The organism is Streptomyces xanthochromogenes (genome assembly GCF_014650455.1).
Taxonomy (GTDB): domain Bacteria; phylum Actinomycetota; class Actinomycetes; order Streptomycetales; family Streptomycetaceae; genus Streptomyces; species Streptomyces xanthochromogenes.
In genome coordinates, this window is sequence record NZ_BMUZ01000001.1 from 1 (window position 1) to 18,407 (window position 18,407).

At 73.3% G+C, this 18,407-nt stretch carries 12 protein-coding genes and 1 pseudogene; 9 read left to right on the forward strand and 4 right to left on the reverse strand.

Annotation, left to right across the window (positions count from 1 at the left end):
• The 7 genes and pseudogenes from IE267_RS00005 to IE267_RS00035 all read left to right on the forward strand — a co-directional run.
• Positions 1 to 2,520: pseudogene (locus tag IE267_RS00005) on the forward strand (hypothetical protein); the annotation flags it as partial.
• Positions 2,504 to 3,397: a pentapeptide repeat-containing protein gene (locus IE267_RS00010; protein ID WP_229860536.1), complete on the forward strand. Its 894-nt coding sequence runs from the start codon at positions 2,504 to 2,506 to the stop codon at positions 3,395 to 3,397. The pseudogene IE267_RS00005 and the gene IE267_RS00010, both read left to right, overlap by 17 nt.
• A 79-nt stretch (positions 3,398 to 3,476) precedes the next feature.
• Positions 3,477 to 3,797 (forward strand): hypothetical protein, encoded by a 321-nt coding sequence (locus IE267_RS00015; RefSeq protein ID WP_161244429.1) that lies wholly within the window; start codon positions 3,477 to 3,479, stop codon positions 3,795 to 3,797.
• Positions 3,798 to 3,810: 13 nt separating this feature from the next.
• The gene (eccD, locus tag IE267_RS00020) at positions 3,811 to 5,175 is read left to right on the forward strand and encodes a type VII secretion integral membrane protein EccD (protein WP_189761802.1); all 1,365 of its coding nucleotides are present in this window, start codon (positions 3,811 to 3,813) and stop codon (positions 5,173 to 5,175) included.
• 30 nt (positions 5,176 to 5,205) lie between these two features.
• Positions 5,206 to 6,753, forward strand: a complete 1,548-nt coding sequence (locus IE267_RS39345; protein ID WP_229860537.1) for a hypothetical protein — start codon at positions 5,206 to 5,208, stop codon at positions 6,751 to 6,753.
• Entirely contained in the window at positions 6,750 to 10,751 is a 4,002-nt protein-coding gene (eccCa, locus tag IE267_RS00030; protein WP_189761803.1) for a type VII secretion protein EccCa, read from the forward strand. The genes IE267_RS39345 and eccCa overlap by 4 nt, the downstream gene beginning before the upstream one ends.
• Positions 10,748 to 12,163, forward strand: a complete 1,416-nt coding sequence (locus IE267_RS00035) for a DUF6177 family protein (protein ID WP_189761804.1) — start codon at positions 10,748 to 10,750, stop codon at positions 12,161 to 12,163. Before eccCa ends, IE267_RS00035 begins: the two co-directional genes overlap by 4 nt.
• A gap of 475 nt (positions 12,164 to 12,638) precedes the next feature.
• On the opposite strand, the gene IE267_RS00040 is transcribed toward IE267_RS00035, so the two are convergent.
• Both IE267_RS00040 and ku read right to left on the reverse strand, forming a co-directional pair.
• On the reverse strand, positions 12,639 to 13,727 hold the full coding sequence (locus tag IE267_RS00040) for a PP2C family protein-serine/threonine phosphatase (protein WP_167156939.1): 1,089 nt from the start codon (positions 13,725 to 13,727) through the stop codon (positions 12,639 to 12,641).
• 100 nt (positions 13,728 to 13,827) lie between these two features.
• A complete protein-coding gene (gene ku / locus IE267_RS00045) occupies positions 13,828 to 14,940 on the reverse strand; it encodes a non-homologous end joining protein Ku (protein WP_167156941.1) in 1,113 nt (370 codons plus the stop codon).
• Between the two features lie 59 nt (positions 14,941 to 14,999).
• Here ku and ligD point away from each other — a divergent pair, with 59 nt between their 5' ends.
• Both ligD and IE267_RS00055 read left to right on the forward strand, forming a co-directional pair.
• Complete coding sequence (gene ligD, locus IE267_RS00050; RefSeq protein WP_167156943.1) at positions 15,000 to 15,884, forward strand: non-homologous end-joining DNA ligase; 885 nt, start codon at positions 15,000 to 15,002, stop codon at positions 15,882 to 15,884.
• Positions 15,881 to 16,795 carry an ATP-dependent DNA ligase gene (locus IE267_RS00055; protein ID WP_189761805.1) on the forward strand — a complete coding sequence of 305 codons (915 nt, stop codon included), beginning with the start codon at positions 15,881 to 15,883 and terminating at the stop codon, positions 16,793 to 16,795. The genes ligD and IE267_RS00055 overlap by 4 nt, the downstream gene beginning before the upstream one ends.
• A gap of 8 nt (positions 16,796 to 16,803) precedes the next feature.
• Here IE267_RS00055 and IE267_RS00060 read toward each other — a convergent pair whose 3' ends face one another.
• Together IE267_RS00060 and IE267_RS00065 are read right to left on the reverse strand one after the other, a co-directional pair.
• Positions 16,804 to 17,949 carry an RNA polymerase sigma factor gene (locus tag IE267_RS00060; RefSeq protein ID WP_189762128.1) on the reverse strand — a complete coding sequence of 382 codons (1,146 nt, stop codon included), beginning with the start codon at positions 17,947 to 17,949 and terminating at the stop codon, positions 16,804 to 16,806.
• 8 nt (positions 17,950 to 17,957) lie between these two features.
• Positions 17,958 to 18,365 carry a YciI family protein gene (locus IE267_RS00065; protein WP_167156947.1) on the reverse strand — a complete coding sequence of 136 codons (408 nt, stop codon included), beginning with the start codon at positions 18,363 to 18,365 and terminating at the stop codon, positions 17,958 to 17,960.
• Positions 18,366 to 18,407 lie beyond the last annotated feature (42 nt).

Genomic DNA, 18,407 nt, shown 5'->3' on the forward strand with positions numbered 1-18,407 from the left:
GCGTTCACCGACGCCGAACGCGCCTGCCACGACAAAATCACCGCCCTCGTCAACGGCAGCAAACTGACCGTCGACGACGGCACCCACAAACCCGGCATGTACGGATTCTCCGCCGACGCCCTCCAGCACGCCGAAGAAACCCCCTGGGGCGGCCACGCCCAACGCGAATACACCGGCCTGCGCTGGCTGTGGGAACAGACCAAATCATTCGTCTGGGACGGATTCATCGTCGACGGGATCTGGGGCACCGTCAAAGGCCTCGGCACCCTCGTCGGCACCGACGGCTGGGACAAAGCCGGCCAGGCCTGGACCGGCCTCGCCAAACTCGCCACCGGCCTCGCCATCACCGCCACCCCCCTCGGCGGCATGTTCTGGACCGTCCCCGACAAACAACTCCCCTCCTGGCTCCGCGACTCCCGCACCGCCATGAAAGAAACCGGCAAAGCACTCGTCGCCTGGGACGAATGGGGCAAAAACCCCGCCCGCGCCGCCGGCGGCGTCACCTTCAACGTCCTCACCACCGTCTTCACCGGCGGCGCCGGCAGCGCCGCCAAGGGCGGAGCCGTCGCCAAGGTCCTCTCCGTCACCGGCAAGGTCGCCAAAGTCGTCGACCCCATGACCTACATCGCCAAAGCCGGAAAATTCGGCGTCATCAAAGTCGGCGACCTCTTCGGCAACCTCAAAAACATCACCAACGGCCGCTACGCCGACGTCCTCGCCCACGGCGGCACCTTCAACATCGACGGCACCTACGCCAAAAACGCCGACCTCCCCGTCGTCAAAGGCAACTACATCGAATGGCCCGGCGGCAGCCGCCTCAACCTCGACGACGGCACCGTCATCAAACCCGACGGCACCACCTCCGCAGCCAAAGTCGAACTCAGCGCCGACGACATCGCCCACCTCAAAAACACCCTCCCCCACATCGACACACCCACCCCCGCAGCCATCAAGGAACCGGCGCTGGTCGGTGCAGGAGACCGCGCGGGCCACGTCGGGGACCACCCGGCGACCCCGGGCACCCACACCCCCGGCGGCACCGCCGGCCACACTCCCGGCGGCACCGCGCACGACCTCGGTCCCAAGGCCGCCCACGAGACCCCGGGCGGTCCGCACAACTCCGGATCGACCCCGGGCACCAACGTGCCGACCCCGCACAGCGACCTCCCCACGGGCGGTCACGGCGGCGGCACGCACCCGGGTGGGACCGGGCCCGCCGGTGGCACCGGGGGCGGCGGCGATGCCGGGGGGACCCCCGGCGGCGGTCACCACCTTCCGGAGGGGCCGGGCGAGCCGCGGGGCAATCTGCCCGACGGTTCCTGGGAGGGCCCGCAGGGACTGCACCTGGACCCGCACGCCAACGCGGCGGCCGACCAGTTCATGCACCGGGCCGAGGGTGCCGAGCCGGGCATCACCGACGCGGTGCGGTCCGCGGCCGATCGTGTGGACCACGGCAAGCTCAACGGTCTGGAGTACCGCCTGAAGGGCGAGGACTCCCTCAAGCGCAAGATCGCGACGGCACTGCTCGACGACCCGATGCTGCGTCCCGAGGACGCCCTCGCGAACGTGAAGGACTCGCTGCGCTACACCGTCGAGCTGCCCGCCAAGGACTACGCGCACGGGGTGCAGCAGGCGGTCGACGACTTCCGCGGCCGCGGCTTCGAGAACGTCACGTTCAAGAACACCTGGGACAGCGCCGGCTACAAGGGCATCAACTCGACCTGGCGGGACCCGGTTTCGGGGCAGGTCTTCGAGGTGCAGTTCCACACCCCGGAGAGCTTCACGGCCAAGATGGACGGCCATGTGCTCTACGAGAAGGAGCGGCTGCCCGGCATCTCCCACGACGAGCTCGCGGCGATCCGGGCCGAGCAGAGCGATCTGTTCGGCAAGGTTCCGGTGCCGCACGGGGCCGGGGACCTGCACATCGATCTGGGGCACGAGCCGCACGGTTCGCCGCTGCCGGAGACCCCGCACGTGGATCACGGCCAGCACGGGAACGCCTCCGTGCACGGCAATGGACCGCCGGCCGAACTCACGCCGGCCGAGCGCGCGACGAGCGATTCGCATCTCCAGGCGCTGGAGAAGAAGTACGCCGACGATTTCGACGTACTGAAGCAGGACCCCGATCACAAGGGGAAGATCAAGCCGTCCGAGATGGACGAGGCGCGGATCGCACTCGACATGCGCGAGAGCGGGAAGGTGCCCTCCGACATTCAGCGGCCGCCGGGTGCGAATCAGGGAGACCTGTACTCGCCGGGCACCGGGGAGTTCTACGACATCAAGGGCGTACACTCCGACTGGCCTCCCCTCAATGACGTTCGCGACAAGTCCCTGCCTTTCAAGGGCGCGTACGATCCCGCGAACAACGGGAAATGGGTGAAAAAGCTGGAGGACCAGATCGTGAAGCGGAAGCGCGTGGTCATTTTGGACATGCGCAATGCCGATCAGGCCGCCATTGACGACGTCAGGGCAATTGTCGAGGACCATGGGTGGAGTGATCGGGTTGTCTGGTATCCGTGACGAAGGCGGGCGGCGGGTCGTCCGCGCCCTGCCGAAGGACGCGGAGGCGGCGGCCGCGCTCCGCGAGTGGGCCGGGCTGCCCGACGCGCTGCTCGGTGTGCCGGGGCTCGATCTGAGCGCCGCTGATCTGTCCGGCGCCGATCTCGGCGGCGGCATGCTGGCCGAGACCGTGCTCCGGGACGCCGTGCTCGTGGGCACCGATTTCTACCGGGCCCACCTGGAGGGCGCGGTGCTCGACGGCGCCGACCTGACGGGGGCCGGCCTGGTGAAGGCCGTCCTGGACGACGCGTCCCTGCGACGCACGAAGCTGGACGGCGCGGACCTGGGCAGCGCGGAGCTGTCGGACACCGATGCCCGGCAGGCCTCGCTGCGCGGCGCCGGGCTCCACGGCGCGGCGCTGCTCGGCACGCTGTTCCAGGGCGCGGACCTCACCGGGGCCTCGCTCAAGGAGACGTCGTTCGGCGCGGTGGTCGACGAACACACCGTCGTCCAGGGTCTGTCGGGCTCGGTGTACGGGCCGATGACCGTGGAGAGCGACGGCCGGCGCGACGAAGTCGGCGGCCGGGCGATGGAGTTGTGGCTGAACGGCCGGGGCGCCGATGTACGTGTGATCGACCCGGACGCCCGGGGCATCACGTACTACGCGAAGATCGGCGACGGCTATCCGCGCAGCAGCCCGCGCGGTGTGGTCCGGCGGCGCTTCCTCGACGGGGTCTCCTACGACGAGGCGTTCACCCGCAACCTCCGATGGGAGGCGACCGAGTACCTGCGGCTCTACGAACTGGGTCACAACGAGGTCGACCACGTGGAGATCACCGAGGCGGAGGCGGACGCCTTTGTCGCGGCCGTCACCGCGAAGCTCGGCGAACAGCCGTGACGGCCGTCGACGCCGGTGCGGTCCGCGCCGGCGTCGCCGCCGGGACGAATGAGCAGCAGCCGAAGGAGATCGTTCGCGCATGACCGCCGCGCAGGACTACGACAGCCAATTGCTGGAGTCGGTTTCGGTACGCCGTCGGCGGCTTCGCGATGCCTTGTTGTTCGGCGGGCAGCGCGGGCGGCGGTCGGTCGACGAGCGGCTCGGGAAACTGTTCGCCGGAATTGTGATTGCGGCGGTGCTCTGCGCGGGCTGCGTGGGCTGGTCGTTCATTTCCCACAAACTCATCGGCAAGAGTCCGTACGGGACTTCGGTCCAGCCGACGTCAATGCCCTCTTCGTCGGCCTCTTCGCCCGCTTCTTCATCCACTTCTTCGCCCGCCGTGAAGTCTTCGGCCCGATGATAGGTTCGCGCACGTGATAGCTACGGGATCGGTGAGCCGTACGGCGTTGAGCCGGGTCACTCTGGTCGGTGAACAGCGTCGGGTCGATCTCGTTCTGCCGTCCGACGAACCCATTGGGCTGTTGTTGCCCGAAATCATGCGGTTGCTCGGGGACGCTCCGGGGAGCCGGCCGATGCTGCGGCATCTGACGACGGCCGACGGATCGGTGCTCACGCAGGACTCGTCGCTGGCCTCGGCGGGCGTGCCCGACGGTGCGGTGCTGCGGCTCGTGCGGGTCGAGGACGCGCCTTCGGCACCCGTCGTGCACGACGTCACCGACGAGGCGGCGGACGATCTCGACGTACGCGCCTGGCGCTGGCGGCCGTCCTCCCGGCGCGCGGTCGCGGGTCTCGCCACCGTCGGCTGGGCACTCGCCGCCGGGGCGCTCGCGCGCGAGGAGTTCGCGCTGTCCGCGGTCGGTACGGTGCTGCTCGCCGTGGCCGGGGTCTGCGCCGTCGCCGGGGCGGTGCTCGGCCGGATCGGGCAGCGCGGTCCCGCGACCACCCTGATCGTCACGGCCGGGGCACTCGGTGTGCACGGGGCGTGGACGCTGGCCGACGCCTACGGCTGGCCGGGCGGGGCCCGGCTCGGCACGGTCGGCGCCGCACTCGCGGTGGCCCTGCTGCTGCTCGGCCTCTTCTCGCCGCTCGGCCGCGGCGGGCTCATCGGGGCCGGGGCGGTCGTCGGGGGCGGAATCTGCTGGGAAGCCGTGATCGCGCTGCAGTCCGGCGCCGGTACCGCGGTCGGGCAGGCGCGGGCCGGGGCGATCGTGGTGGTCGTGGCGGCGCTGGTGCTCGGGGTGCTGCCGCGTCTCGCGCTGATGGCGTCCGGGCTCTCCGGCCTGGACGACCGGCGCTCCGGCGGGGCGTCCGTCAGCCGCTACCAGGTGTCCACCGCACTCGCGGCCACCCACCGCGGGCTCGCCCTCGCGACGGTCGTCGTGGCCGGCTGCGCGGCGTTCGCCGGGACGCTGGTGCTGCGCACGCCGACCGTGTGGACGGTGCCGCTCGCGTCGGTCCTCGCCGTGGTGCTCGCCCTGCGCGCGCGGGCCTATCCGCTGGTCCCGGAGGTCGTCGGCCTGTTCGCGGCGGCGGCCGCGGTGGCCGGGCGGCTGGTCTGGGTGTGGTGGGAGCGCAACGGCACGGCCGGTCCGCTGGCCCTGCTCGTGGTGCTCGCGCTGGCCCCCGTCGCGGTGCTCGTGATCCAGCCCCCGGACCACGTACGGGTCCGGCTGCGGCGGTTCGGCGACGCGCTGGAATCGGTCGGCGTGATCGCACTGTTCCCGCTGGTGCTCGGGGTGTTCGGCGTGTACGGGCGACTGCTCGGCACGTTCGCGTAGGTACGCGTGAGTATGCGTAGAGGTCGGGATATGGCTGTGGGCGGCGAGGACTGGCAGCGCGATGTGCTGCGCGAGCTGGGCGGGAACGGCTCGGCGTCGGCCGCGCCCCCGGGCGCGGACCCGGGCGACGGCGCCGCGTCCGCGGGAGACCCCGTCCCACGGCCGGACGCGGGAGGCCCCCCGGCGCCCGACGCGCGGCCGTACCCGGGCGCCGCGGAAGGCACCTTCCGGATACGCCGGGCCGAGCCCGCCCGCGGCTCCGACCCCCGCGAGCCGGGAACTCCGCTGCCCCCGGCGGGTGTTGACGCCTCGGGGACGGACGGGGGCGGCCCCGGCCGCACCCCGCCCTCGCGACGGCCCGGCGCCTCCGGGCACCGCCCCGCGAACCCGCAGCCAGGTCCGGCCGTCCGGCGCCCCCAGTCCGCGGAGTCCGGCGCCGCCGGGCCCTACGCGCAGCCCCCGCACCTCGACGCGGCCGGGGCCCTCGACGCCATCGCGGCCGCGCGGGCCGCGGCCCAGCGCGACTCCGGCGCTCCGGACGAGGGGTCCGGTGCCCGGCCGGCCCGTTCGCCCGAGCCGGCGCCTCCGGCCGACTCGCGCCCCGCGACCCTTCCCCAACTCCGCGTCCCCGGCGGGCGCGACGCCGCCGTGCCGATGCCCACCCCCGAGTCCGTGCCCACCGTCGACCCCCGGCTCGCCGTGGCGCTCGGGAAGCCCGTGCACGGGGACTCGGTGACCAAGCGGGCCGGGCGGTCGGTGCGCAAGCTCGGCGCCTCCGCCGCGCAGGACGTCGCCGAGGAGACGCGGATCGGACGGGAGCTGCAGCAGCCCGTCACGACCGGGCGGCTCATCGCGGTCACCTCCATCCGGGGCGGGGTCGGCAAGACCACCGTCGCCGCGCTGCTCGCCCGCAGCTTCAACCACTACCGGCACGATCCCGTGCTCGCCCTGGAGGCGGACGGCGCGCTCGGCACCCTGCCGGTGCGGCTCGGCGCCGAGTCGGTGCGCTGGTCCTGCGCCGACCTCGCGCGGATCCTCACCCCGGCCATGCAGCTGACCGACGTCACCGGGTACCTCGTGCCGATCGCGGACGGCGGCTGGCTGCTGCCCGCGAGCCAGGGCCGTCTCGGCGCACCCCTGAGCATGCGCACGTACCGGACGGTGACGCTCGCGCTGCGGCGCTACTTCGCGGTGAGCGTGGTCGACTGCGAGACGCTGCCCGGCGAGGTGGCGCGTACCGCGATGGACACCGCGCACGCCCGGGTCGTGGTCGCCCCGATGACCGCGGAGGGCGTCGGCGGCACCCGTCTCGTCCTCGACTGGCTGGCGCAGCTCCCGCACTCGGCGCTCGCCACCACCGTGGTGGCGCTCACCGCCAACTCGCCCGATACGACACTGGACTTGAAGACCGCCACCGCGCATCTGCGGGAGGCGGGCGTCAGCGTGCTCCCGGTTCCTTACGACCGGCATCTGGCCCAGGGAGGCCCCATCCAGACCGCACTGCTCGGCCGGGCCACCCGGCGGGCCGCCGTCGCGCTGGCCGCCGAAGCGATGGAGCGGGCGGTGAGGGCGCGATGACGCTGCACCAGATCCACCGCCCCGCCCGCTCGACCCGGCCGACCGCCCCCGCCGCACCGCGCGCCGTCGAGCCGCCGCCGAACCTGCCCGAGGGCAAGACCGGCACGGCCGCGACCGCGCTGCTGCCCATGGCCGGAGTGATGAGTTCGGTCATCATGATGACGGTGATCCGCAACAGCCAGTTCGCGGGGCTCGGCGCCATCGTCCTGGTCGTGGCGCTGCTCGGCGCGGTCGCGCTGTTCCTGTCCCAGCGGGGCAAGGCGCAGCGCACCCGGCGCACCCAGCGCGAGCGGTATCTGGAGTACCTGGAGGAGCAGCGCGAGGAACTCGGCGCCGTGGAGCGGGAGTCGAGGCTGCGGGCCCGGCTCCTGAACCCGCCGCCCGAGGCCCTGTACGACGTGCTGCGGGACCTGGCGCGGCTGTGGGAGCGGCGACGGGGCGACGCGGACTTCCTGCGGGTGCGGGTGGGCACCGGCACCGTACCGACGCAGGACCTGTCGATCGGGCAGAACAGCGCCCAGGGCGTGCTCACTCCGCCGGACCCGTTCATGCTGAACGAGGCCCGGGCTCTGGTGGCGCGGTACTCCACGGCCACCGAGTCCCCTCTCACGGTGCCGCTCGACCGGGCGGCGGACGTGAGTGTGGTCGGCGACCGCGAGGGCGTACTGCGGGTGGCGCGGGCGCTGCTCGTGCAGGCGGCGGTCACGCACGCCCCCGACGATCTGGCGATCGCACTCGGCGTGCCGGGTGATCTGCTCGCCGACTGGGAGTGGGCGAAGTGGCTGCCGCACGTCCTGGACGCGCTGGAGAGCGACGGCCCGGTGGCCGCGCGCCGGATCGCGCCGAGCATGCCGCAGCTGGCCCGTCTGATGCGCTCGGACCTGCGCCGCCGCGCCTCGTACGCGGCGGAGGTGCGCCGGGGCCTGTCGGACCGGAACGCGCTGATGATGATCGACCGGCTGCTCGTGGTGAGCGACGAGTACGGCGCTCCGGCCGAGGAACTGCAAAGGCCCGACACGGCAGTCGGGCTCACCGACATGGGCGTGACGGTGCTGCACCTGCTGGAGCGGCAGGTGGACGAGCCGGATCACGTCAGCGTGCGGATCAGCGTGGACGGCGACAGCGTCACGGTCGAGGACCTGCGCGACCCGTCGAACCCGGCCCCGCCGGTGTCGTACGGCCTGTCCGACGAGGTGAGCCCGGCCGGCGCCGAGGGCCTCGCGCGGATGCTGGCGCCGCTGCGGCTGTCGGCGGAGTCGGTGGCCGACGGCACCCCGGTGACCGGGCCGGTGGACTTCCCGGCGCTGCTCGGCATCGACGACCCGGCGGACCTGGACATCGACCGGCTGTGGGCGCCGCGCGGCGAGCGGGCGTTCCTGCGGGTGCCGATCGGTCTCGACGACCGGCACCAGCCGGTGCTGCTCGACCTGAAGGAGTCGTCCGAGCTGGGCATGGGCCCGCACGGGCTGTGCGTGGGCGCGACCGGCTCCGGCAAGTCCGAACTCCTTCGCACCCTGGTGCTCGCCCTGGTCGCCGGGCACCCGCCGGAGGACCTGGCGCTGGTCCTGGTCGACTACAAGGGCGGCGCGACCTTCGCCCCGTTCGCCGAACTGCCGCACGTGGCCGGGGTGATCACCAACCTGGAGAACCAGGCCGGTCTCGTCGAGCGCGTGCACACCAGCCTGGCGGGCGAGGTGAAGCGGCGCCAGCAGGTCCTCAAGGACGCGGGCAACGTCGCCGACATCGGGCACTACGCCGCGCTGCGCGCCGAGCGGCCCGACCTCGAACCGCTGCCGCACCTCTTCGTGGTGATCGACGAGTTCGGTGAACTCCTCACCGCCAAGCCGGACTTCATCGACCTGTTCCTCTCGATCGGCCGGATCGGACGCTCCATCGGCGTCCATCTGCTCCTGTCCAGCCAGCGCATCGAGGGCGGCAAGCTCAAGGGCCTCGACACCTACCTCTCCTACCGGCTCGGCCTGCGGACGTTCTCGGCGGACGAGTCGCGCACGGTGCTCGACACCACGGACGCCTTCCACCTGCCGCCGCTGCCCGGCTTCGGGTATCTGAAGGTGGACACCTCCACGTACGAGCGCTTCAAGGCCGGGTACGTCTCGGGCGCCCACCGGGGCCCGGCCGTCCTGGAACAGCAGGACGACACCCCGCTCGCCTGGGCGTACGGGACCTTCAACTCCCCCGCGCAGGAGGCGAGTCCGGAGGAGTCCGAGCCGCGGATGCGCGAGCGGGAGACCGGGCCGACCGTCATGTCGGCGATGGTCGACCAGCTGCGCACGGCCGCCGCGCCGGTCCGCCGGATCTGGCTGCCGCCGCTGCCCGCGGCCATCAGCCTCGACGCGGCGGCGGGCCCGCTCCAGGTGTCCGAGCACGGTCTGCGGCTCAGCCACGCGCCGGGTCCGATGCGCGTGCCGCTCGGGGTGCTCGACGATCCGGGCCGGCAGTGGCAGGGCCCCTGGACCCTCGATCTGACGGTGGCCGGCGGGCACGTGGCCGTCATCGGCGGCCCGCAGTCCGGTAAGACGACCCTGCTCCGCACCCTCGCGCTCTCCCTCGCCCTGACCCACACTCCGGCCCAAGTCGCCCTGTACGGGCTCGACTTGGTGGGCGGCGGCCTCGCGGCGCTCGCGGGCCTTCCGCACGTCGGCGGGATCGCGGGGCGCGCGGACCACGAGCGGGCCGCGCGTACGGTCGCCGAGGTGCGGGCCATGCTGGCCGCCCGCGAGGAGCTGTTCCGCGAGCACGGCATCGACTCGGTGGACGAGCTGCGCAGCCTGCGCGCGCAGGGCCGGCTGCCCGAGCTCGGCTCGACCGACGTGGTGCTGCTCATCGACGGGTACGGGGCGCTGCGCGACGAGTTCGACGACCTGGACGACGCGGTGGCCGACCTGCTCAAGCGCGGCAGCGGCTACGGCATCCACATCGTGGCGGGCATGCTGCGCTGGAACGACGTACGGATCGCGACGCAGTCGATGTTCGGTACGCAGCTGGAGCTGCGGCTCAACGACCCGTCGGACTCGGCGATCGACCGCAAGCTGTCCGAGACGCTCGCCGTCGACACCCCGGGGCGGGTCCTCACCCACGGCAAGCTGTTCGCGCAGGCCGCGCTTCCGCGCACCGACTCGGTGGCCTCGGTCGCCGACCTCGGGCCCGCCTTGGAGGACGCGGCCCGCACCGTGCGGGCCACCTGGCACGGTGAACTCGCTTCTCCGGTACGGGTGTTGCCGACTCGGCTGCCCGCCCAGCGACTGCCGTCGCCGGTCGCCGAGCCGAGGCGCATCCCCATCGCGGTCGACCAGGACGCACTGAATCCCGTACTCCTCGACCTGTTCGAGCACGACCAGCATCTGCTGATCCTGGGCGACAACGAGTGCGGCAAGACCAATCTCCTCAAGCTCATCGCCCAGCAGTTCACCGCCCGCTACAGCGACGAGGAGCTGGTCTTCGCCGTCTTCGACCCGCGCCGCGGCCTTCGCGGAGTGGTGCCCGAGCCGTACCGCGGCGGCTACGCGCACAACGCGAAGATCAGCGCGGGGCTCGCCTCGGGCATCGCCACCGAGCTGGAGAAGCGGCTGCCGGACGAGAGCGTGGACCACGACGCGCTGCCGGACGGGCCCGCGTTCGAGGGGCCGCGGATCGTCGTCCTGGTCGACGACTACGACATCCTCACCACGGCCGGGCAGCAGCCGCTCACACCGTTCCTGCCGTACATCTCCTCCGCGCAGGACATCGGCCTGCACTTCGTGGTGGCCCGCCGCGTCGCGGGTTCCTCGCGCGCGCTGTACGAACCGTTCCTGACCACCCTGCGCGAGACGGGCACGGCCGCTCTCGTGATGACGGGCGACCGCACCGAGGGCCAGCTGTTCCCCGGTCTGTACGCGTCCGCGCAGCCGCCGGGCCGCGGCTATCTGGTGCGCCGCGGCCGCCGCCACCAGCTCGTCCAGACCGCCCTCGCCCACCAGGAAGAAGCCGAACTTTCGTGACCAAGGACGTCATCGCCCTCACCCCGAAGATGCCGGACACCTGGGCGCTGCTCGCCGGGCTCTACGCGGGCGGGCCCGGGCTCACCGTCGACACCGGCAACGACGGGGCGGTGGTACAGCTCTGCGCGGCGGACGGGCGCCCGCTGGTGTCCCTGGAAGCGCCGCTGCTCGTCCAGGTGCCCGGCGAGGCAGAGCGGCTCCTGGGGGGTCAAGTCCCGGTCCCCGAGGGCGCGTTCTGGTGGACGGAGGCACGGGCCTCCACGGCGGCGCCCGAGGCGGAACGGCTCGCCGGTTCGGTCGCGGGGCGGCTCACCACGCTGCTCGGCGGCATCGCGTGGCCGCCCGGCGCGGCGAGCACCGACGTGGTGCCGGTCGAGCAGGACGCGGAGGTCACGGCGCGGCCCGCGGCGGGCGGGGCGCACCCCACGGTGGACGTCCTGACCGAGTCGACCGCGGTGGTCATGTGCGACCGGCCGCTCATCCCGCTGAGCGCCTGGCTCTCGCACATCCTGCGCGCGGCCGTCGAGAGCCGCCGGGCGCTGCAGATCGTGACCCCGCCGGGGGTCCGGCTCAGCCTTCCGCTGCGCACGGCCCTGACGGGCGCGCCCAACCGCTGGGTGGTGAAGGACCCCGACTGCGGTTACTACGACGGGCTTTCCGGCGCGGTGCTGCGCTGGCAGGACGGTACGTTCGCGCCGGCCCTCGACGCGGAGGGCCGCGCGGTGGTGGCGGAGGCGTTCAGCACGTCCTCGCCCACCTCGGAGCGGCAGCTGATCGTCGCGTTCCGCACGGTGCACAACGCGGACGAGAACCTGGTGATCGGCCGCGCCCTGGAGGCCGCCTGGCAGGCGCTGACCGGCGCGGCTCCGGCGGGCTGGGGTACCGCCGAGCCCATCAACCTCCCTTGGTCCGCACGGCAGTTGACCGGCCTCGCCCGGGACCGCGCGCCCGAGCCGACGCATCTGCTCGCGGTGGGAGATCCGGCACGGCCCGCGCTCGCGGGGCTGCGGGTGACCCGGGTCGAGCGGGGTGTCGCCGTGGACGCCACGCTCACCCTCGGGTACGGGGCGTCCGAGGCACCCCCGCTGGACGCCATCGAGGCGCTGGCGGAGACCCTGGCCGACCGGCACGACCTCGCCCATCTGCTGGTCTCCCTGCGCCGTGGGCGCCGCGACCTGGCGGTGCCGGGCCACTTCGAGGCGCCGCCGATCCCGGTGTCGTACACGCTGGGTGCGGCGGGGGTGAGCGCGGCGGGCCCGGCGCACGCCTCACGCCCTCCCGTGGCCCTGCGGCCCACTCCCCTCGGCCCTGCGCTGCACTACGTGCTGGGGGACGGTACGGATGCGGGTGCCTGGGCGGTGCTCGAACGCGTGATGGCCCACATCGAGGCCGGCTCGGCCCCGGCCCCCTGACCTCTGCGGCGCGGTCCTCTGCTTCGGCCCCCTGGTCCTGCTGGTGTGGCCTGCCCCCAGGGGCGCGGGGGCTCGCGCTTCCGCATGTGGTTCGTCGACCGCGGCCCGCCGGGGGCCGTTCGCGCAGTTCCCCGCGCCCCTGTAGGCGGACCAGCACCGAACCCGTCCCGCATCCCGCATCCCGCACTCCAGCCTGCCCAGCCCCGGCCCCCCAGGGGCGCGAGGAACTGCGCGACCAACCCAGCACGGCCCGCGGACGAACATCCCCCTGCGGGGGATCACGCTTCCGCTTGCAGTCCGTCAACCGCGGCCCGCCGGGGGCCGTTCGCGCAGTTCCCCGCGCCCCTGTGGGCGGGCCGGCACCGAACCCGTCGCGCCCCCGCGGCGAAGCCGCGCCAAGACACAGCCCCGCGCCTCTGCAGGCGGACCCGCACCGGACCCGGCCCGCGGCGGAGCCGCGTAAAGACAGGGGGGCTCACTCGCGATGGCGGAGCAGCAGCATCGCCGCGTCGTCGTGCAAGGGCCCCTCCGTGTGGAGGATGAGGTCACGCCGCAGGGCCTCCAGCGCGGCCTCGGGGTCGGGGTCCTTCAGCAGTGGCGTGCGGGCTCCCAGGGGGTAGAAGGAGCCCTCGCGGTCGCGGGCCTCGGTGACGCCGTCGGTGTACAGGAGGAGCTGGTCGCCGGGGGCGAAGGCGACCTGGAAGGGCTGGGGGCCGTCGTCCGGGCCGAGGCCCAGGCCGAGCGGGAGCGCGTACTCGGCGGGTTCGGGGAAGGACACCGCCCCGTCGGCCCGTACCAACAGGGGCGGCGGATGCCCGTAGTTGAGGAACACGGCCCCGTTCGCGGGGTCGAGTTCCGCGATGATCGCGGTGACGAACTTCTCGCCCTGCAGGGTCCGCCCGGCCGCCCGCGCGATGCGCGCGCCCACGCCCTTGAGGTCGGGCTCGTCGTGCGCGGCCTCGCGGAACGCGCCGAGCACCACCGCCGCCGTCTCCACCGATTCGAGCCCCTTGCCCTGCACGTCCCCGATGATCACGCGCACCCCGCCGGGCGCCGCGACCACCTCGTACAGGTCCCCGCCGATCCTCGCCTCCGCGACCGCCGAGGTGTACGAGACGGCCGCGCGCAGATGCCCGGCGCTGCGCGGCACCGGGCGCAGCAGCACCCGTTGGGCGACCTCGGCGATGGAGCGCATGCCGGCGAGTTCGGCCTCGCGGCGCTGGCGCATCACGCTGCCGACGGCGGCCACCGCCGTGACGCCCGCGACGGCGGCGAGCGAAGCGAAGCCGCGGCGCTCCTCGAAGAGCTCGCTGTAGATGCCGAGCCCGACCCCGGCGACCAGCGCGATCAGGCCGACGACGACCGTGCGCCGCCAGCCGCCGACCAGGCCCGCGAAGGCGGGTCCGAGCGCGACGAGCGGCAGCAGTCCGACCGTGGGGCCCGCGATCACGTTGGCCACGACGACCAGCGCCATCACGGCATACGGCAGCAGCGGGAGCAGCACGGGGTCGGGACTCGACCTCGCTTCGGAACGGGTGCGGCCCTCGCCGGTTCTTCGCACCATGGCCGCACCCCTTTCACACCCTTGGGCAACCATTTCGCCACCCCGGGCCCGCCGCAACCCTTCCGTTACCGAATCGAGGCCGCGCGCCGGTGTGGAGCGGTCAGGCGCTGGCCCGCTTCCTGGGGGTCGTCTTCTTCGCAGCCGTCTTCTTCGCGGTCGTGGCCGTGGACTTCTTGGCGCCGGTGGACTTGGGGCTCGCCGCGGCCGACTTCTTGGCCGCGGTCTTGGCGGTGCCGGTCTTCGAGGCGGTGCTCTTCTTGCCCTGCGCGGCCTTCGTTCCGGTGGTCTTCTTCGCCGCGGCCGTCGACTTCGCGGCCGTCTTCGACGCCGTCTTCTTCGCGGGCGCCGACTTGCGGCCGCCGGACTTGCGCGAGCTGAGCTCGGTGACCTCGGCGACGTCCCCGTCCGCCGCCACGCCCGACTCCCCGCCCTCACCGCGCGAGGCCTTCGCGGCCTTCACGCTGTTCTCCAGCGCCGCCATCAGGTCGATGACCTTGCCTCCCTTGGCGGCGGGGGCCTCCGGGGCCGGGGCGACCGCGCCGTCCGCCTTCGCGGCGATGAGCTCCTCGACGGCGGTGCGGTAGTCGTCGTGGAGGGTCGCCATGTCCACCTCGCCGAGGGTGTCCATCAGGGCGTCCGCCAGATCGAGTTCGGCCTCGCGGACGCTCACGTCGGCCTCGGGGGCGGCTTCGTCGGAGGCGCGGATCTCGTCCGGCCAGAGCAGTCCGTGCATCGCGATCACGTCGTCGACCACCCGCAGCATGCCGAGCCGCTCCCGCCCGCGCAGCGCGAACTTGGCGATGGCCACCTTCTTGCTGCGCTTGAGGGCCTCGCGCAGCAGGGTGTACGGCTTGGCGGCGGGGACCCCGTTGGCGGAGAGGTAGTACGCGGCGTCCATCTGGAGCGGGTCGATCGTGTCGGCCGCCACGAACGCGACGATCTCGATCGTCTTGGCGGTGGGCAGCGGCAGCGAGGCCAGATCGGCGTCGGTGATCGGGATCATCGAGCCGTCGGCGTCCTCGTACGCCTTGCCGATCTCGTCCTGGCTCAGCTCTTCGCCGTCCAGCTCGCACACCTTGCGGTAGCGGACCCGGCCGCCGTCCGCGGTGTGGATCTGGCGGAACGAGATCGAGTGGTTCTCGGTGGCGTTCACGACCTTGATCGGAATGCTGACCAGGCCGAACGAGATCGCACCGTTCCAGATGGATCGCACGGTTTCTCCTCTTCGTCCCCGAGGAGTGCGTTTGCTGTGGTTCGTGGGACTCTCATCGTATGACGCCGATCACGGAGGTGGAGGGGCGGCGGATCGCCCTCTCGAATCTGGACAAGGTGCTCTATCCGGCCACCGGCACCACCAAGGGCGAGCTGCTGCACTACTGCGCCTCGGTCTCGGGCCCGCTCCTGGCCCATCTGGAGAACCGGCCGGTGTCGTTCCTGCGTTTCCCGGACGGTCCCGCGGGCCAGCGCTTCTTCACCAAGAATCCTCCGCCTGGCACCCCCGCCTGGGTGAAGACGGCCGAAGTGCCGCGCTCCGAGGACAAGGCGGCCCGCCAGGTGGTGGTGTCGGACCTCGCGACCCTGATGTGGGCGGCGAACCTGGTGGTCGAGTTCCACACCCCGCAGTGGCGGGCCGACGCCCCGGCGCTCGCCGACCGTCTCGTGCTCGACCTCGACCCGGGCGAGCCCGCGAGCGTCGTCGAATGCTGCGAGGTGGCCGGGTGGCTGCGCGACCGGCTCGCCGCGGACGGTCTGGAGGCGTACGCCAAGACCTCGGGCTCCAAGGGGCTGCACCTGCTCTCGGCCCTGGAACCGACCCCCTCCGATCAGGTCTCGGCGTACGCGAAGACGCTGGCCAAGGAGGCCGAGGCGGCCCTGCCGGGCCTGGTCACGCACAAGATGGCGAAGGCGCTGCGGCCCGGCAGGGTGTTCGTGGACTTCAGCCAGAACGCCGCCGCGAAGACCACGGCGACGCCCTACACCGTGCGCGCCAAGGAGCGTCCGACGGTGTCGGCGCCGGTGTCCTGGGCGGAGGTGGAGTCCTGTGCGGCCCCGGACGATCTGGTGTTCCTGATCGGCGACATCGGGCCCCGCCTGGACCGGGACGGCGATCTGCTGGCCCCGCTCCTCGATCCCGACGAGGCGGGCCGGCTGCCATGAGCGCGGACCGGGACCCGGGCCCGGCGGGAGTCGCCCTGCGACCCCCGGTCGACGTCATGCGCCCACGGCCCGCCGACGAGATCCCCACGCCCGGCAGCACGCCCGGGGGCCTGCAGTACTCGCTCAAGCTCGACGGATTCCGCGCCCTCGCCTTCGTCCTCGACGGCGGGAAGGTCTTCCTGCAGTCCCGCTCGCGGCGGGACCTCTCCCGGGAGTTCCCGGAGATCGCCGCGTATCTGCGCGGCCAGCTGCCGCCGGGCGTCGTGCTGGACGGCGAGCTGTGCGCCTATCGCGAGGGGCGGCTGAGCTTCACCGATCTGCTGCGCTCGCACGGCGACCGCGAGCGGGCGGGCGTCCCGGTGTCGTACATCGCGTTCGACATCCTCGCCGTTCCCGGCCGGGACGTACGGGCGCTGCCCCTGCGGGACCGCTGGGAGCTGCTGGGAACGGCGCTGCGGGACGTCGGCCCGCCCGTCCAGCGGGTGCTCGCCACACGGGACGAGGACACGGCACACGACTGGTTCCGCGACCTGCGGGCCGTGGGCGTCGAGGGCATCGTGGCCAAGGCCCTGGACTCGCCCTACCGGGCCGGAGGCACCCGGGCCTGGCGCAAGATCCGGCATTCCGACACCCGCGACGGCGCGCTCCTCGGCGTCTTCGGCCCGCCGCCGCGCCCCCGGGCGCTGCTCGTCCGGCTCCCCGACGAACGCACCGTACAGACCTCGCCCCGCCTGACCCCGCTGCAGGCCCGGCAGGTGGGCGAGCTGGTCCACGACCGCCTGGGCGCGCAGGAGGACCATCCCGACTTCGGACCCGTACGCATGCTCAAGGAGCCTCTCCTCGTGGAGCTGCGCGAGGCGGCCGGACGCCAGGAGGGCGCCCGTTTCGTCCGCGTGCGGTCGGAGGGGTGAGCGGCGGGTCAGCGCGGGCGGCGGGCGTTGAGCCGGGCGGCCCGGCCGGTGAGGTGGGCGCGTTCGGCGAGGTTCGGCGCCCGGTGGGCCGCCTCGGCGTACAGCCGTGCCGCGGTCGCCAGGTCGCCGGCGCGCTCGTGGAGGTAGGCGGCCACCGCGGTGTGGCGGGGCAGCGCGGGGTCCAGGGGCGCGAGCGCCGCGAGGCCCGCACGCGGCCCGTCGGCCTCGCCGACGGCGACCGCCCGGTTGAGCCGGACGACGGGGCTGTCGGTCAGGCGCACGAGCTCGTCGTACCACTCGACGATCTGCACCCAGTCGGTCTCGTCGGCGGTGAGCGCGTCGGCGTGCAGCGCCGCGACGGCGGCCTGCGCCTGGTACTCCCCCAACCGGTCCCGGGCGAGCGCCAGTTGGAGCACGTGCACCCCCTCGGCGATCGCCCGGGTGTCCCACTTCGTGCGGTCCTGCTCGGCGAGCGGCACCAGGCTGCCGTCGGGCGCGGTCCGGGCGGCGCGGCGGGCGTGGTGGAGCAGCATGAGCGCGAGCAGCCCCGCGACCTCGGGGTGGTCGATCGCGGCCGCGAGCTGCCGGGTGAGGCGGATGGCCTCGGCGGCCAGATCGACATCGCCGGAGTAGCCCTCGTTGAAGACCAGGTAGAGGACGCGCAGCACGGTGGCCACATCGCCGGCCCGGTCGAGACGCACCCCGGAGACCGTGCGCTTGGCCCGGCTGATGCGCTGCGCCATGGTGGCCTCGGGCACCAGATACGCCTGGGCGATCTGACGCGTCGTCAAGCCGCCGACCGCGCGCAGGGTGAGCGCGACGGCCGACGACGGCGTGAGGGACGGGTGCGCGCACAGGAAGTAGAGCTGGAGCGTGTCGTCCGTCGCGGACGCGGGCCCGGGCGCCGGCTCCACCTCGACGCGGTCCTCGCGCCGGCGCCGGGCGGCGTCCGACCGGGTGGCGTCGAGGAAGCGGCGCCAGGCGACGGTGATCAGCCATCCCTTCGGGTCGCGCGGCCGCTCGCCCGGCCAGACCCGGACCGCCTCGACCAGGGCGTCCTGCACCGCGTCCTCGGCCGCCGCGAAGTCCGCCCCGCGGCGCACGAGGGCGGCGAGCACGCCCGGCGTGAGGCTTCTCAGCAGGGCCTCGTCCACGGGGAAGCTCACTCCGTGACGGTGGGGTGCGCACCCAGGAACGGGCGCAGCTCCAGCCACTCGTGGATCGGCCTGCCACCGGCCCCGGGGGCGGCCGACAGCTCCCCGGCCAGCTCCACGGCACGCTCGTAGCTGTCGACGTCGATCACCATCCAGCCCGCGATGACGTCCTTGGTCTCGGCGAACGGCCCGTCGGTGACCGGCGGTCGGCCCTCGCCGTCGTAGCGGACAAACGTCCCCTCGGGCGCGAGGGCCTGGCTGTCGACGAACTCGCCGGTCTTCTCCAGGCGGGCCGCGAACTCGTTCATGTACCGCACGTGGGCCGAGATCTCCTCCGGCGTCCACTCGGCCATCGGCACGTCGTTCACCGAAGCCGGGGCGCCGCGGTAGTGCTTCAGGAGCAGGTACTTGGCCATGGTGGTTCTCCTCGGTACGGGTGCGGCCCATTCTGGCCGCGT